Raw genomic sequence first — 19835 nt, 5'->3', positions numbered from 1 at the left:
ACCAGATGGCTGCGTAGTGTTTTTTAGTGTTGTCTACTTAACAGGGGTAAGTCCACTTTGACAAAAAGTTGTGTTTTTTTATTCCACTAATCAAAGTTTTAGAAAATCAGTAAGAAAACGAGTCGCTATTTACCCTATAATAACCATGTATGGAATTTATATTGTTTTTAAAATCTAGTTAAAGGTATAATGCAAAATATGGTATTTTAAGATAGTTTTAGTCATAAACAAGGAGGGTGAACATTGATTCGTATTTTGTACATAGAAGATGAAAGAGAAATTGGGCAATGGGTAAACAAGGATCTAACAGAAAGAGGTTATGAAGTGACATGGTTAGAATCTGGGGAAGGCCTTGAGCAACACATTGCCTCAAAAGATATTGCCATATTAGATGTGATGCTACCTGGTTTAGATGGTTTTTCTATTGGTAAAAGAATTAAGCGAGAAAATAAGGACCTGCCAATTTTAATGTTATCAGCACGAACAGCTGTAGAAGATAAAATTGAAGGGCTAAATTTCGCTGATGATTACTTAACAAAGCCTTTCCACCCTGATGAACTAGTTGCAAGACTTGAAGTATTACTGAGAAGATATCAAAAAAATGATGATGTACTAGAACTTCAGCATCTTAAAATTTATACGAAAGATATGCGAATTATGAATAAGCTAAATGAAGAAGAAATCCTCTTAACTGGTAAACAATTTTATCTATTGCAGTATTTTATTCGTCATCTCAATCAAATTTTAACGAAGGAGCAGCTTTATGAGGGTATTTGGGGTGAGAGTTATATAGAAGGTGATAAAACATTGATGGTTCATATTCGTTACTTAAGAGAAAAGATAGAAATAAATCCTGCAAAACCTACGATTATCGAAACGATTCGAGGGATTGGCTATAGGGTGAAATTATGAGTTTTTTCCGATCGCTATTAGCGAAATATATACTCATTATTCTATTAGCCATATCCATTGTGCAAGTTTCCTATCTTGGTGTTGCTATGTTCATGTTAGGTATTAGCAAGACAGGGTCAGGGGAATTTTCAAATGAAGTTCTATTGGAAAGTGATATTGAGGAGCAATGGCATGCACAGGCTAAAAGTATAAATAATGCGACAGATGATGCTATAGCTCAGCTTTTTCAAAAGTGGCAAGCGCAATACCCTACAGCCTCTATGTTCTGGGTGAGTGAAGAGGGAACTTTATTGAACACTGTGAATGTTAAGAATCAGTTGCCAACAAAATGGACTCCAGCATATACAACGAAGTTTATAAAAGAGCGCTATGGAGGTGATCCCTTTACGGTTATTGCTTTCTTAGGTGATGATGTGTCAAATGGCTTTATCGTAATAGAGCTACCAAGGGAAGCATTTAATCCACCACTTAAGAAGGTTTATAATAACTATGGTAATTTCTTAATTTTTGGTGTTATTGCCGTCATTGTATTTTTTATTGTGGTTTCGCTTTTATTTTTCAAAGGAATTCGAAAAAGACTTTTACATCTTCAAGAGGCTATGGAGATACGTGATGTAGATGGTCTACCTATCGAGATTCATGTGAAAAAGAAAGACGAAATTGGTCAATTGGAGCATAGTTTTAATAGAATGGTTTGCGAGCTAAGAGAGAGTAAACAGCGCCAACAAAAAGAAGAACAGCTAAGACGAGAGCTGATTGCTAATTTATCACATGATTTGCGAACACCTTTAACAAAAGTGAGAGCTCAATCCTATTCACTTAGTAAAGAAGCCTTATCAGGAGAAGGTAAACAGGCTTTGAAGGCAATGGAAACATCCATAGTGAATATTGATGCTTTAATTGAAAATTTAATGTCCTACACATTGCTCATGGCAAGCAAATACAAATTAGAACCCAAGAACATCAATGTTATTCGATTCGTACGGGAACATCTAACAACATGGTATCCAGTTTTTGAACGAGAGGGCTTTACCATCGATATAGAACTGCAAGCTTTTGAACACAATGAATGGCATGTTGACCCATTATGGTTGGGACGTATTTTCGATAATGTCTTCCAAAACATACTGCGGCATGCTAATAGCGGTAAATTTATAAGCGTGAAAACCGAGTCAACTGAAAGATATATGGCTTTTATTATTGAGGATCATGGCAATGGAATGAAAAACGAATCGAATGCGAAGGGTGCAGGGATTGGCTTATCCATTGTCGATATCATGGTAAAGGGCATGCACTTAGAATGGGAAATAAATTCAAATTCATCTGGCACAAAAATCATCATAAAAAATGTGATTCAATCTGCGAAGCTTGGACAGTAAAGCTCGCAGATTTTTTGCGTTTGAAATGTTTTTTAAACAAAATTTAAACTTGGTCCTTACCTGTTTTTAAACTTCGGCTCTTATGATAGTTAAAGAGGTGAGGACAATGGAATATATCGTACAAACACAAAATTTATCAAAACGCTTTGGGAAAGAACAAGCTGTTTCAAATATGAACTTACAAATACGCAAAGGTGAAATATATGGATTTTTAGGACCGAATGGAGCAGGAAAAACTACTACGATTCGTATGCTTCTTGGTTTAATGAAGCCATCATCCGGTACAATTAAAATTTTTCAAAAGGATATTACAAAGGAACGTATTCAAATCTTAGCCAATGTTGGCTCATTAGTAGAGAACCCTTCCTACTATCCGCACTTAACGGCATACGAGAATTTGGAGGCAATAAGAAAAATTTTAGGCGTATCAAAATCTCGAATCGATGAAGTTCTCGAAATTGTTCGTTTGAAAGAAGCTGCCAATAAAAAAGTAAAGGGTTTTTCACTGGGTATGAAGCAACGTCTTGGTATTGCAGCTTCTCTACTACACAACCCTGAATTACTCATTTTAGATGAGCCAACGAATGGTCTCGATCCTTCAGGTATTATTGAAATTCGAAATTTAATTAAAAGGCTGCCAAAGGAATATGGCATGACCATTATTATTTCTAGTCATTTATTATCAGAAATTGATCAAATGGCTACACAAGTAGGCATTGTTTCTAAAGGGAAATTGATTTTCCAAGATTCTATTGAGGCGATGCGTCAATTTGCACAACCAAAGGTTACATTTAAAGTGAATAATAGCGAAAAAGGATGGCGTTCACTTTTAGCAAATGGCATTAAAGCAGACTATCGAGATGGCGTTATTTTCTTAGAGGAATGCTCGGATGAAAAGGTAGCCCATATAGTCCAGGTTCTTGTACAGGAAGGCATTTCTATATTCAGAGTAGAAGAAGAGAAACGCTCATTGGAGGAAATCTTCCTGCAAATGACAACAGGAGAGCAGGCGATATGATGGGAAGGCTGTTAACTGCTGATTTCTTAAAGATTAAACGCAAAGGTTTATGGTTTTTAACGCTCTTAGGTCCATTTGGTGTGGTTGCACTTCAAATGGTCAATTACGGAGTAAGAAAAGATTATCTTTTACAACAAAGTGAAGATGACTGGGGCTATTTTTTACTAAATGTTCATTCTTTTACACCACTGGCCATTGTATTGGGTATTGCTATTCTAACGTCGTTCATCGCGAGTATTGAAAACGAGACAAATGCTTGGAAGCAACTAATCGCATTACCTGTCTCAAAATTAACCGTATATTTATCTAAATTTACAGTGTTGGCTATTTTACTATTTTTGGCTTCGACACTACTAATGATTTTTTCACTAGGTTACGGGTTATTTTTAAATTTAGGAGAAACGATACCTTACTTGGAGCTAGCCAAATTTAGTTATTTTCCGGCGCTTGCAGCATTGCCGATTTTAGCACTGCAACTGTGGATTGCCAGTGTTAGTCATAATCAAGGGATTCCTATTACAGTAGGCATTTTCGGGGTGATATTTGCCTACTCCTCATATGTTTTACCTGATTGGATGATATGGAAATGGCCTTCATTGATGAACCAATGGAATGAGCCGATGATCAATGTCATGCTAGGCGTAGGTACTGGTATTTTACTATATATTGCTGGCATGATCGATTTTGCAAGAAGGGACGTGAAATAATGAGTACTATACTTCGAGCTGAGTGGTTCAAGTTGCGTAAATCGAAAATGGTGCCGATTATTATGGCTGGACCTATTATTGGGTTGTTTATTGGCCTTTCAGCTAATTTAGAAGACAATATGCAGGGGATTGAAATGAATGAATGGTATATTGCCCTATTCTCGATGAATTTAACGTACGCATTATTGTTTTTACCGCTCATTACTGGCGTTTTTGCCAGTCTCATTTGCAGGTATGAACATCAGTCGGGTGGATGGAAGCAGCTTTTAGCACTACCTGTAACGAGGGGGCAAGTATTTGTAGCCAAATATGTATTAATCACGCTGCTTGTTATGGCGATGCAGATATTGTATTTAGGCTCGGTCTTTGCTGTGGGTATGTTGAAGGGCTACACAGATCCTTTTCCAATGGAAATCGTGTGGAAAAGTATTGTTGGAGGCTGGGTAGCAACACTGCCTTTAGTGGCCTTGCAATTGTGGATGTCTATTATGTTTAAAAGCTTTGCCGCTCCTTTTGCTGTCAATGTCATATTTACGCTACCATCTATTTTAGCGGTGAACTCTGAACGTATTGGCCCATATTATCCTTGGGCACAGCCTTTTTCTATGATGTATATAGGTGGCAATACAGACGATGTATTCTTTGTGCCGTGGGAGCAATTGTTAACAGTTGTAGGTGGTGGATTTATTCTGTTTTTCCTTGGAGGTTACTATTATTTCCAACGAAAAGCAATTTAACCTTAAGGGAGAATTAAAATGATAAAGATGAAAAGAAGCATACGATTAGTAACAGCATGCATGCTACTAGTAGTATTAGCTGGATGTGGGCAGGGAGATGCTGTGAAAGATGCCTCCCAATATATTAGTGAAATAAAAGATATTAATATTCCTGATGATGTAAAAATTATTGGTTTTGGGGAAGCGACACACGGAAATAAGGAGTTTCAAACATTAAAAAAGGATATGTTTGAAGCGATGATCAAAAATGAAAATGTTCATGTCTTTGTTTTAGAAGGGGATTTTGGTGGAGCCCAGCAAATTAACCAGTTTGTTTTAAATGGTGTTAACACTGCAGAGGAGGTTATAAAAACGCTGGATTACGGCATCTATCAAACCGAGCAAATGGTAGAGTTTGTGCAATGGATGCACGAATATAACCTTACAGTCAGTGAGCAAGAGAAAATATATTTTTATGGAAATGATATGCAACGCTATGATTATAGCAAAAAGGGATTGCTTGATTATTATGCAAATGTACATGGTGAAAATGCTAAGAAATATACGGATCAGCTAGAGCATGTTTCGAATAAAACGATGAGAGAATTATCGAATACACAGCTACTAGAAGTTGATAAAACGATTGATGAAATTATCAAAGATTTACAGTCAAACAAAGGGTTATATGAGAAAAAATCATCAAAGGATGCCTATTCTTTTGCTGTTCAATACGCACGAATTATGAAACAGCGTACACAATTATTTTTAAATGATGATAACTATATGAATTTACGGGATGAATATTTAGCTGAGAATTTACAGTGGATTGTTGAATACGAAGCAACGCAAGGACATGATAAAGTACTCATGTCTGCTCATAATGGTCATATAGAAAAAACTTCTGCTACAATGGCAGGATATCAATCAATGGGGCATTATTTAAATGAGCAATATAAAGATCAATATTTTGCGATTGGGACAGACTTTGTAAAAAATACATTCCAAGCACAAAATGCGGGTTCTGGTGAACGTAAGGAATATACGATTGAACATCATAATGCATTAGTGGATGCCTTTAGTGAAGTTGACGACAATATCTTTTATGTGGATTTTGAAAATGCCAATCAATCAGAAGAACTGGCTAATATTCTTTCAAAAAAGCAAAGAATGGGCAATATCGGCGATGATTTTCGTCCGTGGTATAAGCTTACACAAATGCTGTATACCATTAATATGACACCTGTTGAGGCATATGACGGTCTCATTGTTGTGCAAGAAGCAACGTCAACAAAAATAATTGATTAAGAAAATTTAGCAACTTCCATCAAAAAATTTCTTTCCTTCTCCTATATGATAAAGATGAGGTGAGTAACATGGAGTATAGTCAAGCAACACAAAGGACTATTGCTTATATCGAGGGGCAATTGACGGAAGAAATTTTACTTGAGTGTCTTCCTACTAATGTTGGCTATTCGAAATACCATCTAAGTCGGATTTTTAAGCAAGAAACAGGGCTTACAATTGGTGAATATATTCGTATACGCCGATTAGCTATGGCTGCAAGTTATTTGATTTACTCCAATGCATCGATATTAACGATTGCATTTACACTCCAGTTTCAATCACAAGAGGCTTTTACAAGAGCTTTTAAAGAAGTTTACGCCTTGCCACCAGGGAAGTATCGAAAATTGATGCAATCTTTAAATATGATGGAGGAAGAAAAGATGATGGAGTTAAACGAACATGTTAGTGGTTGGATGTTGAGTGGTGCGAATCCAGAGTTATATAAATTTCATACAGATGACAAGGTATTTCATTCGGGAAAGCGTTCGGGTGTTATATATTCCACAATAGCATCAGGGAATAATGGGCAATTTGCTACGATGATGCAGGGCTTTCAAGCAGCTGAATATAAAGGTAAGCGGTTGAAAATGTCATGCTATTTAAAGACAGCTGATGCTACAAAATGTGGTGCTTGGATGCGTATTGATAATGGTACGGGTGACACCATTCAATTTGATAACATGGATCAACGTTCTGTGACAGGGACTACCGAATGGAATCACTATTCCATCGTATTAGATGTACCTGAGGAAGGTTACTCCATTTATTTTGGTGTGTTATTAATTGGTTCGGGTAAAGTATGGGCAGATGGCTTTCGATTTGAAGAAGTCGATGACAACGTACCCTCAACCAATATGTTATCGCAGGAACGTTTACCGAGCCAACCTACAAACCTAGACTTTAGTATGGATTCATTGTAAACGGCATGCTATTCAATTTGTCGTAGATAGACTTTGTTTAACAACGTATTGATTACCTCTAATTTGTTAAAGCTAACAAAGAGGAGGTGTATAACGATGGCACAAGAAATTCTTTGTGAAGTCAATAACTGCACATTTTGGGATTCTGGAAACAAGTGTACTGCAGAAAAAATTTATGTTGTCAGCCAAAAGGGGCAACATGCTTCCAACAGTGAAGAAACAGATTGTAAAACATTCGAACCTGATACGCATTAATGATAAAAGGGTAGCCATATATATGGTTACCCTTTTTCCCTGCCTTTATTAATACATATCCACTTTTTCTTTGTTAAATAGAAGTGTATGTGCATTTTTTACTTTTTCTTCTACATAATCCAATGAGTATTTACCAACGGAATCCGTTAAATCACCAATTGCTCGCGACAAATTATCAATGATTGGAATGAACTTGTGCACTTCATTTCGGTCTTTTTCTTTATGCATCTCATCCATGATTTCATACGCAAGACGCTGAATCTTCCTTAGTCGCAATTTTTCAGATTGCATTGAATCCTCCTTATTGAACCAATTTATGATGTCTAAATATATGACTTAAGGTAAGATTTCATGAATGCCATTAATTAAAAGTAATGATTAGGGTTGTTTAGGGCTTGCGCAATTTCCTTTATGCCAGTGTCAATTTTTGATTCTTCAACATTCGAAACATTTAGTTTTAATATCCGTTCATAGTAAAATTCGTCTAAATAATTACGATAAATTGTATCTAGAAAAATATTTCGTTGCGTCAAATGCTGGATGAGCTTATTGATATTGACCTGTTTTGGAAGAATGATATGGCTATGCATACAGACTTCTGTAGATGCCTGATATTCTGCCAAATGTGTTGTTATGGCTTGCTGGAGTCTGTTAGCACGTATTGCATACGCCTCACTGACTTTCTTTTGATAACGTTCAAACATACCGCTTTTCAAATAGAGCTCTAATGCAGCCTGAGAAATCATCGAACTATCAATATCAGTGGTATTTTTATACTGCTGAAATGTATCAATAAAGACATCAGGTAAAACGGCAAGCCCGATTCGTAAGCCGGGAAACATAATTTTAGAAAAGCTTTTTAAATAAATAACATGTGCCTGTGAGTCATCTGTAAATAATGGATCCATTTTATGGTTTTGTTCGAAATCTGCCAAATAATCATCTTCAACTATGTAAACATCATATTTATAAGCAAGGTTACGGATAGCATCCTTTTCCTTTTTACTATAAGAAGTACCTAGAGGATTGTGCAGGCGCGGCATCGTGTAAAAAAACTTTATGTTATGTTTGCTAAAAATGCTTTCTAATTCATGTAAATCAATTCCATCCGATGTTCTTTTGATGCCGATTGCGGGAAGTCCATAGGTTTTTAAATAATCCATATACAAATGATAACTAGGTTGTTCCACTAAGATGGTTGAGCGACCATTTGGAAATGGCATAATACTTAGCAAGGATAGGGATTGTTGGACGCCAGAAGTAATGAAAATATTTTCTTCTTTTGTGAACAGTTGATAATTTGTTAATAATTTTTTTGCTTCTGTTATTAAAGAGGGTAAGCCTTTTGGTGTCCCATATCTAAATAGGTCTGCTTGGTATGTATCGATAGCTTTGTTGATACAATGCTGAAAATCCTTGTAAGGGAATGCATGCCAACTAGGTGAAGATGTGGCAAAATCTATGTATTCATTTAATTGTGGTTGGTAAGGTAGTTGATGGTCAACGACATAGTAGCCGCTTTTAGGCAAGGCATAGATAAGATGTTGATCCTCAAGTTTTTTTAAAGAGGTTAAAATCGTACTTTTACTGCAAGAAAATTGCTGTGTTAATTGGCGGATAGACGGTAGCTTTGAACCGGATTGTAAAGCACCTGTTTGTATTTGAGCCAAGAGTTGAGAGTAAATCCATTCATATTTAAGCATATACAACCTCCAGCGCATCTGTATCGGTACAGATGCGTTTTTTTAATATCGCCCATCTCTGCTTATTTTTAGTACGATAGCTATACCGGCCGGGAATGATGTAAGAAGGAGTACAATCGTATGACAGAAAAAAGAAAGGCCTATATAGCAGCGATCATTTATGCTTTTGTCATTGGGCTCTCATTTATGTTTGTGAAAGTTACGTTGACTGTTGCGAGCCCTATTGATACACTTGCACATCGCTTTACTTTTGCACTCATTGGTATTGCTCTTTTAATGGCATTTACGCAAAATAAGTTAACAATCAAAAGACAGGATTTTTTTAAAATTTTACCGTTAGCAATTTTGTACCCTATTGCTTTTTTTACTTTTCAAGTGCTTGGGCTTGCTAAAATCTCCTCATCAGAGGCGGGAATTATACAAGCAACCATCCCTATTTTTACATTAGCACTGGCAAGCGTAATTTTAAAAGAAAAAGCTACAAAAGGACAGCTTGTCTCCATTAGTTTATCAGTACTTGGAGTCATCTACATGCTATTTATGAATGGCGTGAATGCTACTACAGGAAATATAATTGGCAGCGGATTTATTTTACTTTCAGCTATTGCTGCTTCGCTTTATAACGTATTTGCAAGAAGACTTACAAAGCAATATTCATTACTGATTTTAACGTATGCAATGACATTGTGTGGATTTGTCATTTTTAATGGAATGGCTCTTGGACATCATTTGGTGAATGGCACACTCAATGAATTTTATCAGCCATTTAAACATGCTGATTTTGTCATCGCCATTTTATATTTAGGTATTTTATCTTCACTTGGTACGTCCTATTTATCAAATTATGCATTATCTAAATTGGAAGCTTCCAAAATGAGTGTTTTCAGTAATTTTGCTACGCTCATTACAATACTTGCAGGCGTTTTGTTTTTACAAGAAGCCTTCCGTTTTTACCATTTTATAGGTGGTGTCATCATTATTATTGGCGTCATAGGAACAAATTATTTTGGGCGTAGGAGGTGATTTTGAAGGAAATAGACGAAGAAAAATCATTATCAATCGAAACTGGCTCAGGAGATATTACAATTTCTTATAAAAATGACCCACAATCATTAGAGCTTATGGCTACAAGTGACTCATCGGACATTACCGTTGATTTAGAAGGTTTAAACAAAAAAGATGGTAGTGAATATTCGATGAGGGGGACAATTGGCGAGGCTACAAATAGATTGGAACTAGTTAGTAAAGCAGGTATAATAAATGTTAAATAATTACAATGTGAAATGTGACTTTCTCGAAGGGAGTTTTTTATGGGGAAAATTTATATTATTAGACATTGTCTTGCGCAAGGACAATCACCAGACGCACCTTTAACTGAGACTGGGTTGAAGCAAGCAGAAACTTTAGCTGATTTTTTCAAGGATATAAAAATTGAACGAATCCTATCCAGCCCTTTTTTACGAGCTATCCAATCCATTGAACCATTAAGTATTAGAGAAAGTATTACTATAGAAATTGATGAACGGCTTTCAGAACGTCTTTTAAGTACGAGAGATCTGCCAGATTGGTACGAAAAATTACAGGCGACATTTATTGATATGGATTTAAAATTTGATGGGGGAGAATCCAGCAGAGAAGCGATGGATCGAATTGTAACCGTTGTAGAAGACGCTTTTGCTCAAGATGCTGACAATATATTAATCGTGAGTCATGGGAATATCATTTCGTTGTTATTGAAGCATTATGATCAAGAGGTTGATTTTCAAAGTTGGCAAAATTTAAGTAACCCAGATGTTTTTCTATTAAGTGTTCATCTCAATGGCGTAATGATAGAGCGAGTATGGAGTTCACAGAATAGTGAATCCTAAAATTAGTTGGTATGGTAAGATTGTTTCTTACCATACCTTTTATGATGAAGGAGAGTGCGATGGAGACAATTTTAAACGAAATCTTAAAAAGGATTAAGTTAGCCGATAAAAGGATGATTATTGGCATTTCAGGTCATGGAGCTGCCGGAAAAACAACATTTGCCCAAAAGCTATTAAATGCTTTAAATCAAGATGAAGTGAATTATATGAATACTGATCCGTATATTGTCAGTGCAGACATTCGCAAACAGACAATGATTAATTATACATATCAAAATGAAGATCATCATTTTAAAATGACTGCTTGTCATCCCGCCGCCCATCATTTGCCGTCGTTAGAAAGAGATGTTCAGATGATAAGAACAGGACTAGATTTATTGACAATTGATACGCATTATTTGAAAAGTACATTACTTTCTTCAGAAAAACAGATCACGCTAGTTGAAGGCATGAGTGTAGCATTTATTAATCCAAAGTTATTTGATTTAAAAATTTATTTTTATACTGATGGGGCTACAGAGTTTAACAGAAGATCGGGTCGTGACGTACTTGAAAGAGGGATAGATATCAATTATTTAAAACAATCACATGATGAACGACGTCTTCAATATGAATTATTTATGCATCCTTTTAGTCAGCATTTTGATCTAGTTATTAAAACACAGGGTGACGTAATCTTTATTGAAAAAAATACATTTATAAAATAATAAAGAGCCTTCTGCTATTCAATTAGCGGGAGGCTCCTGTCTTTAGTATTGAAACTTTACGCGGACAGTAGCGTTGATAGCTATTTGTCCCTGTTCTATAGGTGTAACCCCCGAGGAAACGGCTATAGAGCGATAAAGGATTGGTGTGTTAGCCTGCTCTTCCACGATTTCTATGGGGAGAGGTTGCAAAGGCAGATGCATGGTTTCTGCAATGGTTTTCGCCTTCAATTGAGCATTCTGAAGAGCTAAACTTAATGCTTGCTGATAATAAGTGTCTACATGGTCATTTTTAAACTGAATATTAGCTATACGATTTGCCCCATTTTCTACGGCTGTATCAATAATTAAGCCCATATTATCAGTATTGGCTACATTGACGGTAATGGCATTAATCACTTCATAGCCATTAAAAATTTGTTTACCATCTTCAAAATTATACTGTGGTGTAATCGTATAACTAGCTGTTTGAATTTGCTCTTTTGGAATACCAAGAGCTACTAGTGATTGAATAACTCGATTCATTATCATCGCATTTTCCTGCTGAGGTCCTTGTACATTTTGGCCTTGTGTTTGGACTTCAATTTGTAATTGAACAGAGCTTGGAGTAGCCATTACCTGTCCATTGCCAATTACCGTAATAACACGTGATAGATGGGGAGATTGTTGATTGACCTGTGCATAATACATACAAAACCACCTTTCGAAAGGTTTATACTATCATGCTATGCAAAAATAGATTATTCCTTGTTTAGTCTTTTCAAAAATTTATCATGGAGCTTTGTGAAGAAAAGTAAAGTTAAAACAGTCCCCAACAAGGCTAAAAACATATCCCACTGAGCATCCCAGCGATCTCCCTGCATGCCTAAAAAGTCTTTCGCACCTTTACCGCCCTTCGAGATTTTTGTACTTAACCACTCAATAATTTCATATAAAGCAGCAATTGCGAGCACAATACTGATTGTAATACCTGTTAACCAAGCTCCTTTAATAAGCGGTGTCTTTCGAAGTAATATTTCCCTTATCACGATGGCTACTAAACCTTTAATAAAATGGCCAAAACGATCATAGTGATTGCGTTGCAAATGAAATTCTTCTTTTATCCAATTGAAAAGCGGAACTTCTGAATAGGTATAGTGCCCACCTATAAAAGTAAGAATCGACAATAAGGCAATGATAAAATAAGAAAATGTTGTGAAGCGAAATTTATTATAAATACAAACAACAACAATTATTGCCACTACGCCTGGGCTAACTTCAGCCAGCCAATCTAAATAGGAGGAGGGCTTAATGACGGACCAAATGAAGACGATGAAGACGATGGCAAGTAAGGTTACATGTATTTTAAAATGTTTACCATTATTCATAACAACACTCCCTTTGCCCCACAGTATGGGGAAGGGGGAAATTGCTTATTCAATATAGGTCAGGAAATATAAGAAAAGCGTCTAGTCACTCTAGAACTGACGCCTTTCTTAGGTTAAATCATTTTTAAAAGTGCCTCTACACCAGACATTCCTTCTGTAATACCAAGCTGTTCTGCTTCATACGTTACCGATTCTAACGGAGCTGTTAATAGCTCATCAATCGTCTTCACGCCTACTGCACGACCAGCAACAATTTTTCGATCAACTAAGCGAGTATTTAAAAGACCTACATCTAACGCTCCACACATAATGTAGCCTGTAGTATTGGAAATGGTCAGTAGCGTCGTTTTAGGTAATTGAACAACAACTGCAGTGAAAAAATGCCCTTTAATCATAATAGGTTCAATTGTCACCATCGAAATCACTCCTTTTCTCTATATACATATGGTGATAATTAGCAAGGTGTTCAACATTTCCATTAAAAAAATCTCTAAGAATGCGACAACTCAACTAACCAATTCGATATATGGAAAAGAATGAAACTGGTTGTGATTAAGTTATGCCAGAGTAATATGCTGAAAGCCTATAAATAGCAAAAAAGGAATCTACTCGTGATGAATAGATTCCCTTACATTTATTTTGTATACGATAGCAAAGCTGTTTGTTGTTTAAATTTATTTAATGCACTTGTTGCCTCACTTTTAGAACTGTACTCAAACATGCGATAAGTGTTTTCTTCAAAAACGGTAATAACCCACATATACGTCATCCCCTTAGTTGTGTTACATAACATTTAATTATTTAATGTAATTGTTGTATATCAGTTTACATTAATACATTAAAAAATAAAGTACTTTCCGTTATTTTTCACATATCGTTCAAAATTATTAATCGTACGTAAAGTTTTTTTGAAATAATAAGAACTGACAATCCTTCAGAAGTATAATTCACTGTTATTCGTAAATAGTAAGATGACGGAGTTCTGTGAATTTTGAACTTGGGAGGTGATGCTATGACACGTATATATGTATTGATTTTTACGGTTTGCTTTTTAATCATCTCAGGGTTTTTAGGGCAGCAAGGCTATGCAGATAAGGGCCGTCCTTATTATGAGCAGACAGGTGAAGTTGTGTGGGATATTAACACAGAAGATAAAATTGTCGCACTCACCTTTGATGATGGTCCACATCCGAAATACACTGCGGCAGTGCTCGATTTATTAGCAAAATATAAAGCAAAAGCTACCTTTTTTATTGTTGGGAAAAATGCAGATAAGTATCCAGACCTTGTTTTACGTTCTTATACAGAAGGGCATGAATTAGCAAATCATACGTATTCACATCCGTTTAAAGTTTCCATCAAAGATTTGCAAGAAGAGCTTCGGCAGACAAATGAAACGATTTATAGTATTACTGGTTTTTCCCCAGTTTTATTCCGTCCTGTTGGTGGAAATTACACAGATGCTATGATTAATGCTGCTGTAAAGGACGGCTACAAAGTTGTGATGTGGTCTTGGCATCAAGATACGCAAGATTGGAAAGAGCCTGGTGTAAAGAAAATTGTGCAAAAGGTGATGAAGGGAACAAAGCCTGGCGATGTTATCTTATTTCATGATGGTGGAGGTAACCGTGCACAAACTATTAAAGCACTAGAAGAAATAATACCTGCATTAAAAAAACAGGGCTACACATTTGTCACAATATCCGAGTTGATTGAAAGTAAACAGCAACAAGAGCAAGTTCAATAATGAAAAATGAGCCATCTCAATAAAGTTTGAAATGGCTTATTTTTCACATAAAAAAAATGCTTGAGTTAGAAGAAAATAATTGGAGCTAGTGCAATGCCTAGAATTGTTCCTAATGCAATTCCGTAGCCAAAGCCTCCGCCTCCGAAGCCTCCTCCTCCGAATCCCCAAAATCCTAAACCATAACCACTGTATCTTCTATCAGGTAGAATCCATACCTGTCTTCTGTCTACTCTTGTGATTTCCCCAACATGTACCCTACCATTTGAATCAGAAATCCTAACGCGTTTACCGTGATATTTACAGCAAAGATCATACGTTTCAGCTGGATTCACAAATATCCCTCCTTTCGACTTCATTACAAGCTAATATATGCAAATTGATTCATTTATCATTAGCCGATTGTCTATTCGCGACATATGCTGTAAAGAGGTGATGAAGTGGCAGTCGTGTCAACAGATAAGTGGTTAGATGAATTTGTCAACGCCAAAAAATCTAAAAGAAAAGATGAGCTAGATAACTTACAATGCTCGATTCTTTGTAATCGTTTAGTAAATCTATTTCAAGATGGGTTTCCAGAAGAAGTACAATTTACATTACAGCAACAGGGACTTTTTCTACCACATGAGGCAGTTGAGCTAGAGGAATTAAAGAAGCACAACGTTTGGCATTGGGTGCAGCAGGAATTTTTATTTTTACAACAGAAGTGGCATGGTCCCACAGTACCTATTTATATTTTTCCAATTACCCAACAGCAAACGATGACCAATAAAAACGGTGTGGCTTATCCTCATGCCCTTTTTTTATTTATTGGAGAAGTAGAAACACAAGAACTTCAAGCATTGTTTGCTCATGAATACAATCATGTTTGCCGTTTACACACTGTAAAAAAGTCACTCGATGAGATGACTTTGCTGGATTCTCTTATTTTAGAGGGATTAGCAGAATGTGCGGTGAAGGATATATACGGAGATAAATGGCTAGCACCATGGTTAAACAACTACACATTTGACGAGATCATAGCTTTATGGAAGACTCACTTTTTGCCAAATCTACAACTTCGAGGAGTGGAAAAACATAGGCCATTTTTATATGGTGGTGAGCTCCCACCGTGGATAGGCTATTGTATAGGCTACAGAATTATCCAGTCGTATAAAACGAATCATTCATCTACCAACCCATTATTCATTTCAAGCCAAGATCTTCTTGCTGGCTCAGATTTTCCGCTACAATAGAGTAAAGGAGTGATTGTTGTGTCTAATGAAATAAAAAATGTATTATTACCAGTCGTAGATTCATCTACAAAGGTGCTAATTGTAGGCTCTATGCCAGGGAAGCAATCGTTAGAAAAGCAACAGTACTATGGCAATCCACGCAATCACTTTTGGCCCATTATGGCAGAACTATTGGAGACCCATATTCCAGATGACTATGTAAAAAGAATCGCATTATTAAAACACAATGCCATTGGACTTTGGGACACGATTGAAACTTGCGAGCGTAAAGGAAGCTTAGATGCAGCGATTCGCAATGAAAAACCAAATGATTTTCAAACCCTTTTTAAAAACTATCCCAATATCCTGCTAGTGCTTTTTAATGGGTCAAAAGCATTCGACGTTTTTAAAAAGCATATTGGTCTAGAGCTTTTAGATGGACGAGCCTACAAAAAAATGCCATCAACGAGTCCGATACCAGGGAAAAATATTAAATCGTTTGCTGAAAAGGTAGAGGACTGGAAGGCTATGCAATATTATTTGGAAAATAACACTACAACTAAAATAACCTCCGAACAGTAAAGTTTCGGAGGTTATCTTATACTATTGCCAGCTGTTATAGTATGAACCAGCAGGGCTATAAAAGAATTTAAACTGATATTTTTCAGCTAAGGCACGACTTTTTGATTCATCTTCAAAACCAATTGTCATCACCTGTGTACCAAATTTGTCTCGGATTTGTACAAGTTTTTGCATCATATCGAGTGACCATTTATCTTTGCCTACCACAGGATAAGAGAAGTCTTCCCACATAATAAAGTCGACATAGGGTGCGGTATAATCAGCTAATGTTTGAAATCCCCAATTTTGAGCAACAGATAAATCAGGATTACGTTTTTTGATTTCTTGGATCAAAGATAGCATGGCTTCATTTTGCCATTTCTGTTCATCTTCAGGTAGATAAGAATTAATATTACCAACCGTATCTAAAAATACACCATCTAAGCCTTTTTGAACAATTTGCTTCTGTATTTCCGCTAGTAATAGGTCTTGATAGTGCGTAGAAGTCATATCCATTAAATAAGAATCCCATTCAGCGAAATACATTTTCTCGCCTTGCTTGTTTCGATAAAAGTCATCTTCCTTTAATTGCTGATATAGAGCTGTATTCCATTTATCTGTCTCCATCGCATTAATATAGCCATATATCAAAGTATCGCTTTTTTGAGCATTATCGATATATTTTTGCTGCATTTCAATGGGTTCAACAATCACTAAATCTAACTTAGTCATTTCCTTGCCAATGGCATCATTGCCTTTATCTAAGTAGTATTTGAAATTCTTCACATCATCAAGTTTTGTTTGAATAGTAGTTGAAGAGGAAGCTGAATTTTGAGTTAGACACCAAATACCTACTGCTATAAGAACGGCTGTAATGAGTAAAAGTAATTTTTTCATAAGCACTCCTTTTTGAAAAATATCCCTTTCATTATACATTAATAGGCAATGGCTCAACGGTTAATCGCCCTTTTACATATATTGAATAATGTAAAAGGAGGGCTTGTGTGTATAATAATCCATTTAGAGAAGATAATTTTAGAAGACCTGGCTGGGGAGGTTATGATGATTTTGAAACAACGTCATTTGGCCCATCTAATTTCGGACCACCTCCAGCAGGACAAATGCCGATGAGCACACCACCAGGCTTTTCACCGCCAATACCTTCTTGGCGAGTAGGATCAAGTGGTATACGTTCTTGTTTGTTTAGAAATACGTATATTTGGATGAATAGTGGTAGGAGTTTTTGGTTTTTCCCAACAGCTGTAGGAAGGGAAATAATCGCAGGCTTCCGCTGGAGTCGAAGATATGGCTGGTATTTCCGTACCATTTCTAGAAATCAAATTCGCTCCTATGAATGTTTTAGATAAACCTATATAAAGAGTAAAGAGCGTTTTATTTTGCAAAATTTGGTGGTACAATGACAGTAACTAAAGATGAAGGGAAGATGGGTGGCTGATGAATAACTAATCTTATTTTTTGCACATGAAATTTTATATTTCAAGAACAACAAAAATAGGATTAGTCTGCCCATTTCCCATAATTATTGCTTGTATCGGTCATGATATGCCAGATATAAAGCTACTCCAAAACTTGTTTTCATTCTAATTGAAAAGCATGGTATTTAAGTATTGGAGTAACAAATATTGCTTTTTCAAAAGCTTATTTGTGTATGATATTGTAGCGACTAATCCTTCCAAAATATTTGGAGGGACTTTTTTGTCCCTCCAACTGGAGAGGATGGATGGTATGAAGGAACTTTTAAAATTACAGGATGTACGTTATGAAATAAAGGAAACTGTACTATTTGAACATGTGACAGGCACAGTGAAACAAGGTGAAGTCATTGGTATTATTGGTAGAAACGGAGCTGGGAAATCGACATTGTTGCAGTTAATACAAGGTACGTTATTGCCAACTGCAGGAGCAATACAAAGGTTGCAAGCTGTAAAAATTGCATTTGTTGAGCAGGAGCTAGCCCATTTTGACAAACTAGAAGTATCGGCAAGAGAAGCTGATTTGCTGGCTAAATGGCAGGTGCCACATGTGTCATTTGCAGCGTTAAGTGGTGGGGAAAAACTGAAAATGCGCCTGGCAGAAGGCTTTTCACAAAATGCACCAATTCTATTGCTTGATGAACCAACAAATCATTTAGATGAACAAAGTACTGCTTTCTTAATGAAACAAGTACAAAACTATAAGGGGACAATCATTGTTGTCTCACATGACCGCTACTTTTTAGATAAGATCACCACAAAAATCTGGTCTATTGAGGACAAGAGCCTCACTGAACATTACGGCAATTATACAAGCTATATGGCCGAAAGAGAGCATCGAAGATTAACGCAACAACGGGCCTATGAAAAGCAGCAAAAAAACATTGAGCGGATTGAGGCTCAAATGCAAGAGCTGACGTCATGGTCGCAAAAAGGTCATGCGCAGTCCACAAAAATAGAAGGCTTTAAGGAATATCATCGTGTGAAAGCAAAGCGTCTAGACTCGCAGGTGAAATCAAAGAAAAAACGATTAGAGGCAGAGCTTACGAAGGCAAGAGTTGAAGCGGTGGAGCCTGAAGCAGAAATTCGTTTTGCTTTAGGAACTAATCAGCGTGTCGGTAAGCGCTTATTGGAGACCAAGCATTTATCCTTATATTTTGGTGATCGCTCGTTATTTAAAGATGTCAACATCACTGCTCAATTTGGACAAAAAATCGCCATTACTGGAAAAAATGGTAGTGGAAAAACAAGTTTTCTAAAAGTTATTTTAGGTCAAATACAAGCGGAGGGTGAAGTATGGTTATCCCCTGCTGCAAATATTGGCTATTTGACACAGGAAGTATTTGATTTACCACTTGATCAGACACCAGAGCAGTATTTTTATCAAGAAACATTTGAAGAACGGGGCAAAGTTCGCAATCTGATGAAGAATCTAGGGTTTACTTCAACGCATTGGACATCTGTTATAGGAAAGATGAGTATGGGGGAGCGTGTGAAGTGTAAACTGATGGCGTATATTTTAGAGGATAAAAATGTACTTATTTTAGATGAGCCAACGAATCATCTTGATCTACCTTCTCGTGAGCAGTTAGAGCGTACGCTTGCACAATATAATGGGACATTACTTGTAGTTTCACATGATCGATACTTTCTAGAAAAAGTAACGGATAGTGTTTGGGCGCTTCACAATCAGCAAATAGAGAAAAAATGGAGAAACGATGCTCCGAAGCAAGTGGATGATACAGTGGCTCTTCGTTTAAAGCTTGAAACAGAAAGGCAAGAGATACTAGGTAAGCTAAGTTTTCTTACAGCGAAGGATAAGGACTACGTGATGCTTGACGAAAAGTTTAACGAGCTGACGAAGCGAATCAATGAGCTGAAATAGGTAAACGTTTAAGTTAACCTTTACCAGGGGAAAATACGGAGAGAA

Annotated in this window: 25 protein-coding genes; 17 read left to right on the top strand and 8 right to left on the bottom strand. The window is 36.4% G+C overall.

Annotated elements, in window-relative coordinates:
• Positions 1-243 precede the first annotated feature (243 nt).
• The 8 genes from GJU32_RS18275 to GJU32_RS18240 all read left to right on the top strand — a co-directional run bounded on the left by GJU32_RS18275 (position 244) and on the right by GJU32_RS18240 (position 7251).
• Positions 244-912, top strand: a complete 669-nt coding sequence (locus tag GJU32_RS18275) for a response regulator transcription factor (protein ID WP_155593355.1) — start codon at positions 244-246, stop codon at positions 910-912.
• Positions 909-2291, top strand: coding sequence for a sensor histidine kinase (locus GJU32_RS18270; RefSeq protein ID WP_155593354.1), 1383 nt, complete (start codon positions 909-911; stop codon positions 2289-2291). Before GJU32_RS18275 ends, GJU32_RS18270 begins: the two co-directional genes overlap by 4 nt.
• Positions 2292-2397: 106 nt before the next feature.
• Positions 2398-3309 carry an ABC transporter ATP-binding protein gene (locus GJU32_RS18265; protein ID WP_155593353.1) on the top strand — a complete coding sequence of 304 codons (912 nt, stop codon included), beginning with the start codon at positions 2398-2400 and terminating at the stop codon, positions 3307-3309.
• The gene (locus tag GJU32_RS18260) at positions 3306-4016 is read left to right on the top strand and encodes an ABC transporter permease (RefSeq protein ID WP_155593352.1); all 711 of its coding nucleotides are present in this window, start codon (positions 3306-3308) and stop codon (positions 4014-4016) included. The genes GJU32_RS18265 and GJU32_RS18260 overlap by 4 nt, the downstream gene beginning before the upstream one ends.
• Positions 4016-4753 carry an ABC transporter permease gene (locus GJU32_RS18255; RefSeq protein WP_155593351.1) on the top strand — a complete coding sequence of 246 codons (738 nt, stop codon included), beginning with the start codon at positions 4016-4018 and terminating at the stop codon, positions 4751-4753. Before GJU32_RS18260 ends, GJU32_RS18255 begins: the two co-directional genes overlap by 1 nt.
• A gap of 18 nt (positions 4754-4771) precedes the next feature.
• The gene (locus GJU32_RS18250; protein ID WP_155593350.1) at positions 4772-6037 is read left to right on the top strand and encodes an erythromycin esterase family protein; all 1266 of its coding nucleotides are present in this window, start codon (positions 4772-4774) and stop codon (positions 6035-6037) included.
• A 68-nt stretch (positions 6038-6105) separates the two neighbouring features.
• A complete protein-coding gene (locus tag GJU32_RS18245; protein WP_155593349.1) occupies positions 6106-6996 on the top strand; it encodes a helix-turn-helix transcriptional regulator in 891 nt (296 codons plus the stop codon).
• Positions 6997-7092: 96 nt separating this feature from the next.
• Complete coding sequence (locus GJU32_RS18240) at positions 7093-7251, top strand: DUF1540 domain-containing protein (protein ID WP_082389367.1); 159 nt, start codon at positions 7093-7095, stop codon at positions 7249-7251.
• Positions 7252-7299: 48 nt separating this feature from the next.
• Here GJU32_RS18240 and GJU32_RS18235 read toward each other — a convergent pair whose 3' ends face one another.
• Both GJU32_RS18235 and GJU32_RS18230 read right to left on the bottom strand, forming a co-directional pair.
• A complete protein-coding gene (locus GJU32_RS18235; RefSeq protein ID WP_155593348.1) occupies positions 7300-7542 on the bottom strand; it encodes a group-specific protein in 243 nt (80 codons plus the stop codon).
• Between the two features lie 74 nt (positions 7543-7616).
• On the bottom strand, positions 7617-8954 hold the full coding sequence (locus GJU32_RS18230; RefSeq protein ID WP_155593347.1) for an aminotransferase-like domain-containing protein: 1338 nt from the start codon (positions 8952-8954) through the stop codon (positions 7617-7619).
• 120 nt (positions 8955-9074) lie between these two features.
• On the opposite strand from GJU32_RS18230, the gene GJU32_RS18225 reads away from it, so the two are divergent.
• The 4 genes from GJU32_RS18225 to GJU32_RS18210 are packed head-to-tail and all read left to right on the top strand — an operon-like array spanning position 9075 to position 11529.
• Positions 9075-9977: a DMT family transporter gene (locus tag GJU32_RS18225; RefSeq protein ID WP_155593346.1), complete on the top strand. Its 903-nt coding sequence runs from the start codon at positions 9075-9077 to the stop codon at positions 9975-9977.
• Between the two features lie 2 nt (positions 9978-9979).
• Positions 9980-10225, top strand: a complete 246-nt coding sequence (locus tag GJU32_RS18220) for a DUF4097 family beta strand repeat-containing protein (RefSeq protein WP_196426738.1) — start codon at positions 9980-9982, stop codon at positions 10223-10225.
• Positions 10226-10264: 39 nt separating this feature from the next.
• The gene (locus tag GJU32_RS18215) at positions 10265-10822 is read left to right on the top strand and encodes a histidine phosphatase family protein (protein WP_155593344.1); all 558 of its coding nucleotides are present in this window, start codon (positions 10265-10267) and stop codon (positions 10820-10822) included.
• Positions 10823-10881: 59 nt separating this feature from the next.
• Positions 10882-11529 (top strand): uridine kinase family protein, encoded by a 648-nt coding sequence (locus tag GJU32_RS18210; protein WP_155593343.1) that lies wholly within the window; start codon positions 10882-10884, stop codon positions 11527-11529.
• A 42-nt stretch (positions 11530-11571) separates the two neighbouring features.
• Here GJU32_RS18210 and GJU32_RS18205 read toward each other — a convergent pair whose 3' ends face one another.
• From GJU32_RS18205 to GJU32_RS23645, 4 genes are all read right to left on the bottom strand, one after another.
• Entirely contained in the window at positions 11572-12216 is a 645-nt protein-coding gene (locus GJU32_RS18205; RefSeq protein ID WP_155593342.1) for an SIMPL domain-containing protein, read from the bottom strand.
• Positions 12217-12266: 50 nt separating this feature from the next.
• The gene (locus tag GJU32_RS18200; RefSeq protein WP_155593341.1) at positions 12267-12893 is read right to left on the bottom strand and encodes a DUF2238 domain-containing protein; all 627 of its coding nucleotides are present in this window, start codon (positions 12891-12893) and stop codon (positions 12267-12269) included.
• Between the two features lie 113 nt (positions 12894-13006).
• Complete coding sequence (locus GJU32_RS18195) at positions 13007-13309, bottom strand: YunC family protein (RefSeq protein ID WP_155593340.1); 303 nt, start codon at positions 13307-13309, stop codon at positions 13007-13009.
• Between the two features lie 218 nt (positions 13310-13527).
• Positions 13528-13653: a hypothetical protein gene (locus GJU32_RS23645; protein ID WP_274381830.1), complete on the bottom strand. Its 126-nt coding sequence runs from the start codon at positions 13651-13653 to the stop codon at positions 13528-13530.
• 252 nt (positions 13654-13905) lie between these two features.
• Here GJU32_RS23645 and GJU32_RS18190 point away from each other — a divergent pair, with 252 nt between their 5' ends.
• Entirely contained in the window at positions 13906-14640 is a 735-nt protein-coding gene (locus GJU32_RS18190) for a polysaccharide deacetylase family protein (protein WP_155593339.1), read from the top strand.
• Positions 14641-14705: 65 nt separating this feature from the next.
• On the opposite strand, the gene GJU32_RS18185 is transcribed toward GJU32_RS18190, so the two are convergent.
• Positions 14706-14972, bottom strand: a complete 267-nt coding sequence (locus tag GJU32_RS18185; RefSeq protein WP_155593338.1) for a hypothetical protein — start codon at positions 14970-14972, stop codon at positions 14706-14708.
• A gap of 105 nt (positions 14973-15077) precedes the next feature.
• Between GJU32_RS18185 and GJU32_RS18180 the strand changes: the two genes are divergently transcribed.
• Together GJU32_RS18180 and GJU32_RS18175 are read left to right on the top strand one after the other, a co-directional pair.
• Positions 15078-15872 (top strand): DUF2268 domain-containing putative Zn-dependent protease, encoded by a 795-nt coding sequence (locus GJU32_RS18180; protein WP_155593337.1) that lies wholly within the window; start codon positions 15078-15080, stop codon positions 15870-15872.
• Positions 15873-15890: 18 nt separating this feature from the next.
• On the top strand, positions 15891-16433 hold the full coding sequence (locus GJU32_RS18175) for a DNA-deoxyinosine glycosylase (RefSeq protein WP_155593336.1): 543 nt from the start codon (positions 15891-15893) through the stop codon (positions 16431-16433).
• A 21-nt stretch (positions 16434-16454) separates the two neighbouring features.
• Here the strand turns inward: GJU32_RS18175 and GJU32_RS18170 are convergent, their stop codons facing one another.
• Entirely contained in the window at positions 16455-17309 is an 855-nt protein-coding gene (locus GJU32_RS18170; RefSeq protein WP_155593335.1) for an endo alpha-1,4 polygalactosaminidase, read from the bottom strand.
• A 107-nt stretch (positions 17310-17416) separates the two neighbouring features.
• On the opposite strand from GJU32_RS18170, the gene GJU32_RS18165 reads away from it, so the two are divergent.
• Both GJU32_RS18165 and abc-f read left to right on the top strand, forming a co-directional pair.
• Entirely contained in the window at positions 17417-17779 is a 363-nt protein-coding gene (locus GJU32_RS18165; RefSeq protein ID WP_155593334.1) for a hypothetical protein, read from the top strand.
• 379 nt (positions 17780-18158) lie between these two features.
• Positions 18159-19790 carry a ribosomal protection-like ABC-F family protein gene (gene abc-f, locus GJU32_RS18160; protein WP_155593333.1) on the top strand — a complete coding sequence of 544 codons (1632 nt, stop codon included), beginning with the start codon at positions 18159-18161 and terminating at the stop codon, positions 19788-19790.
• The last annotated feature ends 45 nt before the right edge of the window (positions 19791-19835 follow it).

This window comes from Lysinibacillus cavernae (genome assembly GCF_009724685.1).
Classification (GTDB): Bacteria; Bacillota; Bacilli; order Bacillales_A; family Planococcaceae; genus Lysinibacillus; species Lysinibacillus cavernae.
This window is presented reverse-complemented; position numbering and strand designations above follow the sequence as displayed.

Coding starts and splice junctions, on each gene's coding strand:
- GJU32_RS18190 (WP_155593339.1), top strand. CDS start 13,906: ATGACACGTATATATGTATTGATTTTTACGGTTTGCTTTTTAATCATC.
- GJU32_RS18195 (WP_155593340.1), bottom strand. CDS start 13,309: ATGGTGACAATTGAACCTATTATGATTAAAGGGCATTTTTTCACTGCA.
- GJU32_RS18230 (WP_155593347.1), bottom strand. CDS start 8,954: ATGCTTAAATATGAATGGATTTACTCTCAACTCTTGGCTCAAATACAA.
- GJU32_RS18255 (WP_155593351.1), top strand. CDS start 4,016: ATGAGTACTATACTTCGAGCTGAGTGGTTCAAGTTGCGTAAATCGAAA.
- GJU32_RS18205 (WP_155593342.1), bottom strand. CDS start 12,216: ATGTATTATGCACAGGTCAATCAACAATCTCCCCATCTATCACGTGTT.
- GJU32_RS18265 (WP_155593353.1), top strand. CDS start 2,398: ATGGAATATATCGTACAAACACAAAATTTATCAAAACGCTTTGGGAAA.
- GJU32_RS18210 (WP_155593343.1), top strand. CDS start 10,882: ATGGAGACAATTTTAAACGAAATCTTAAAAAGGATTAAGTTAGCCGAT.
- GJU32_RS18240 (WP_082389367.1), top strand. CDS start 7,093: ATGGCACAAGAAATTCTTTGTGAAGTCAATAACTGCACATTTTGGGAT.
- GJU32_RS18225 (WP_155593346.1), top strand. CDS start 9,075: ATGACAGAAAAAAGAAAGGCCTATATAGCAGCGATCATTTATGCTTTT.
- GJU32_RS18200 (WP_155593341.1), bottom strand. CDS start 12,893: ATGAATAATGGTAAACATTTTAAAATACATGTAACCTTACTTGCCATC.
- GJU32_RS18250 (WP_155593350.1), top strand. CDS start 4,772: ATGATAAAGATGAAAAGAAGCATACGATTAGTAACAGCATGCATGCTA.
- GJU32_RS23645 (WP_274381830.1), bottom strand. CDS start 13,653: ATGTGGGTTATTACCGTTTTTGAAGAAAACACTTATCGCATGTTTGAG.
- GJU32_RS18260 (WP_155593352.1), top strand. CDS start 3,306: ATGATGGGAAGGCTGTTAACTGCTGATTTCTTAAAGATTAAACGCAAA.
- GJU32_RS18215 (WP_155593344.1), top strand. CDS start 10,265: ATGGGGAAAATTTATATTATTAGACATTGTCTTGCGCAAGGACAATCA.
- GJU32_RS18245 (WP_155593349.1), top strand. CDS start 6,106: ATGGAGTATAGTCAAGCAACACAAAGGACTATTGCTTATATCGAGGGG.
- GJU32_RS18170 (WP_155593335.1), bottom strand. CDS start 17,309: ATGAAAAAATTACTTTTACTCATTACAGCCGTTCTTATAGCAGTAGGT.
- abc-f (WP_155593333.1), top strand. CDS start 18,159: ATGAAGGAACTTTTAAAATTACAGGATGTACGTTATGAAATAAAGGAA.
- GJU32_RS18235 (WP_155593348.1), bottom strand. CDS start 7,542: ATGCAATCTGAAAAATTGCGACTAAGGAAGATTCAGCGTCTTGCGTAT.
- GJU32_RS18270 (WP_155593354.1), top strand. CDS start 909: ATGAGTTTTTTCCGATCGCTATTAGCGAAATATATACTCATTATTCTA.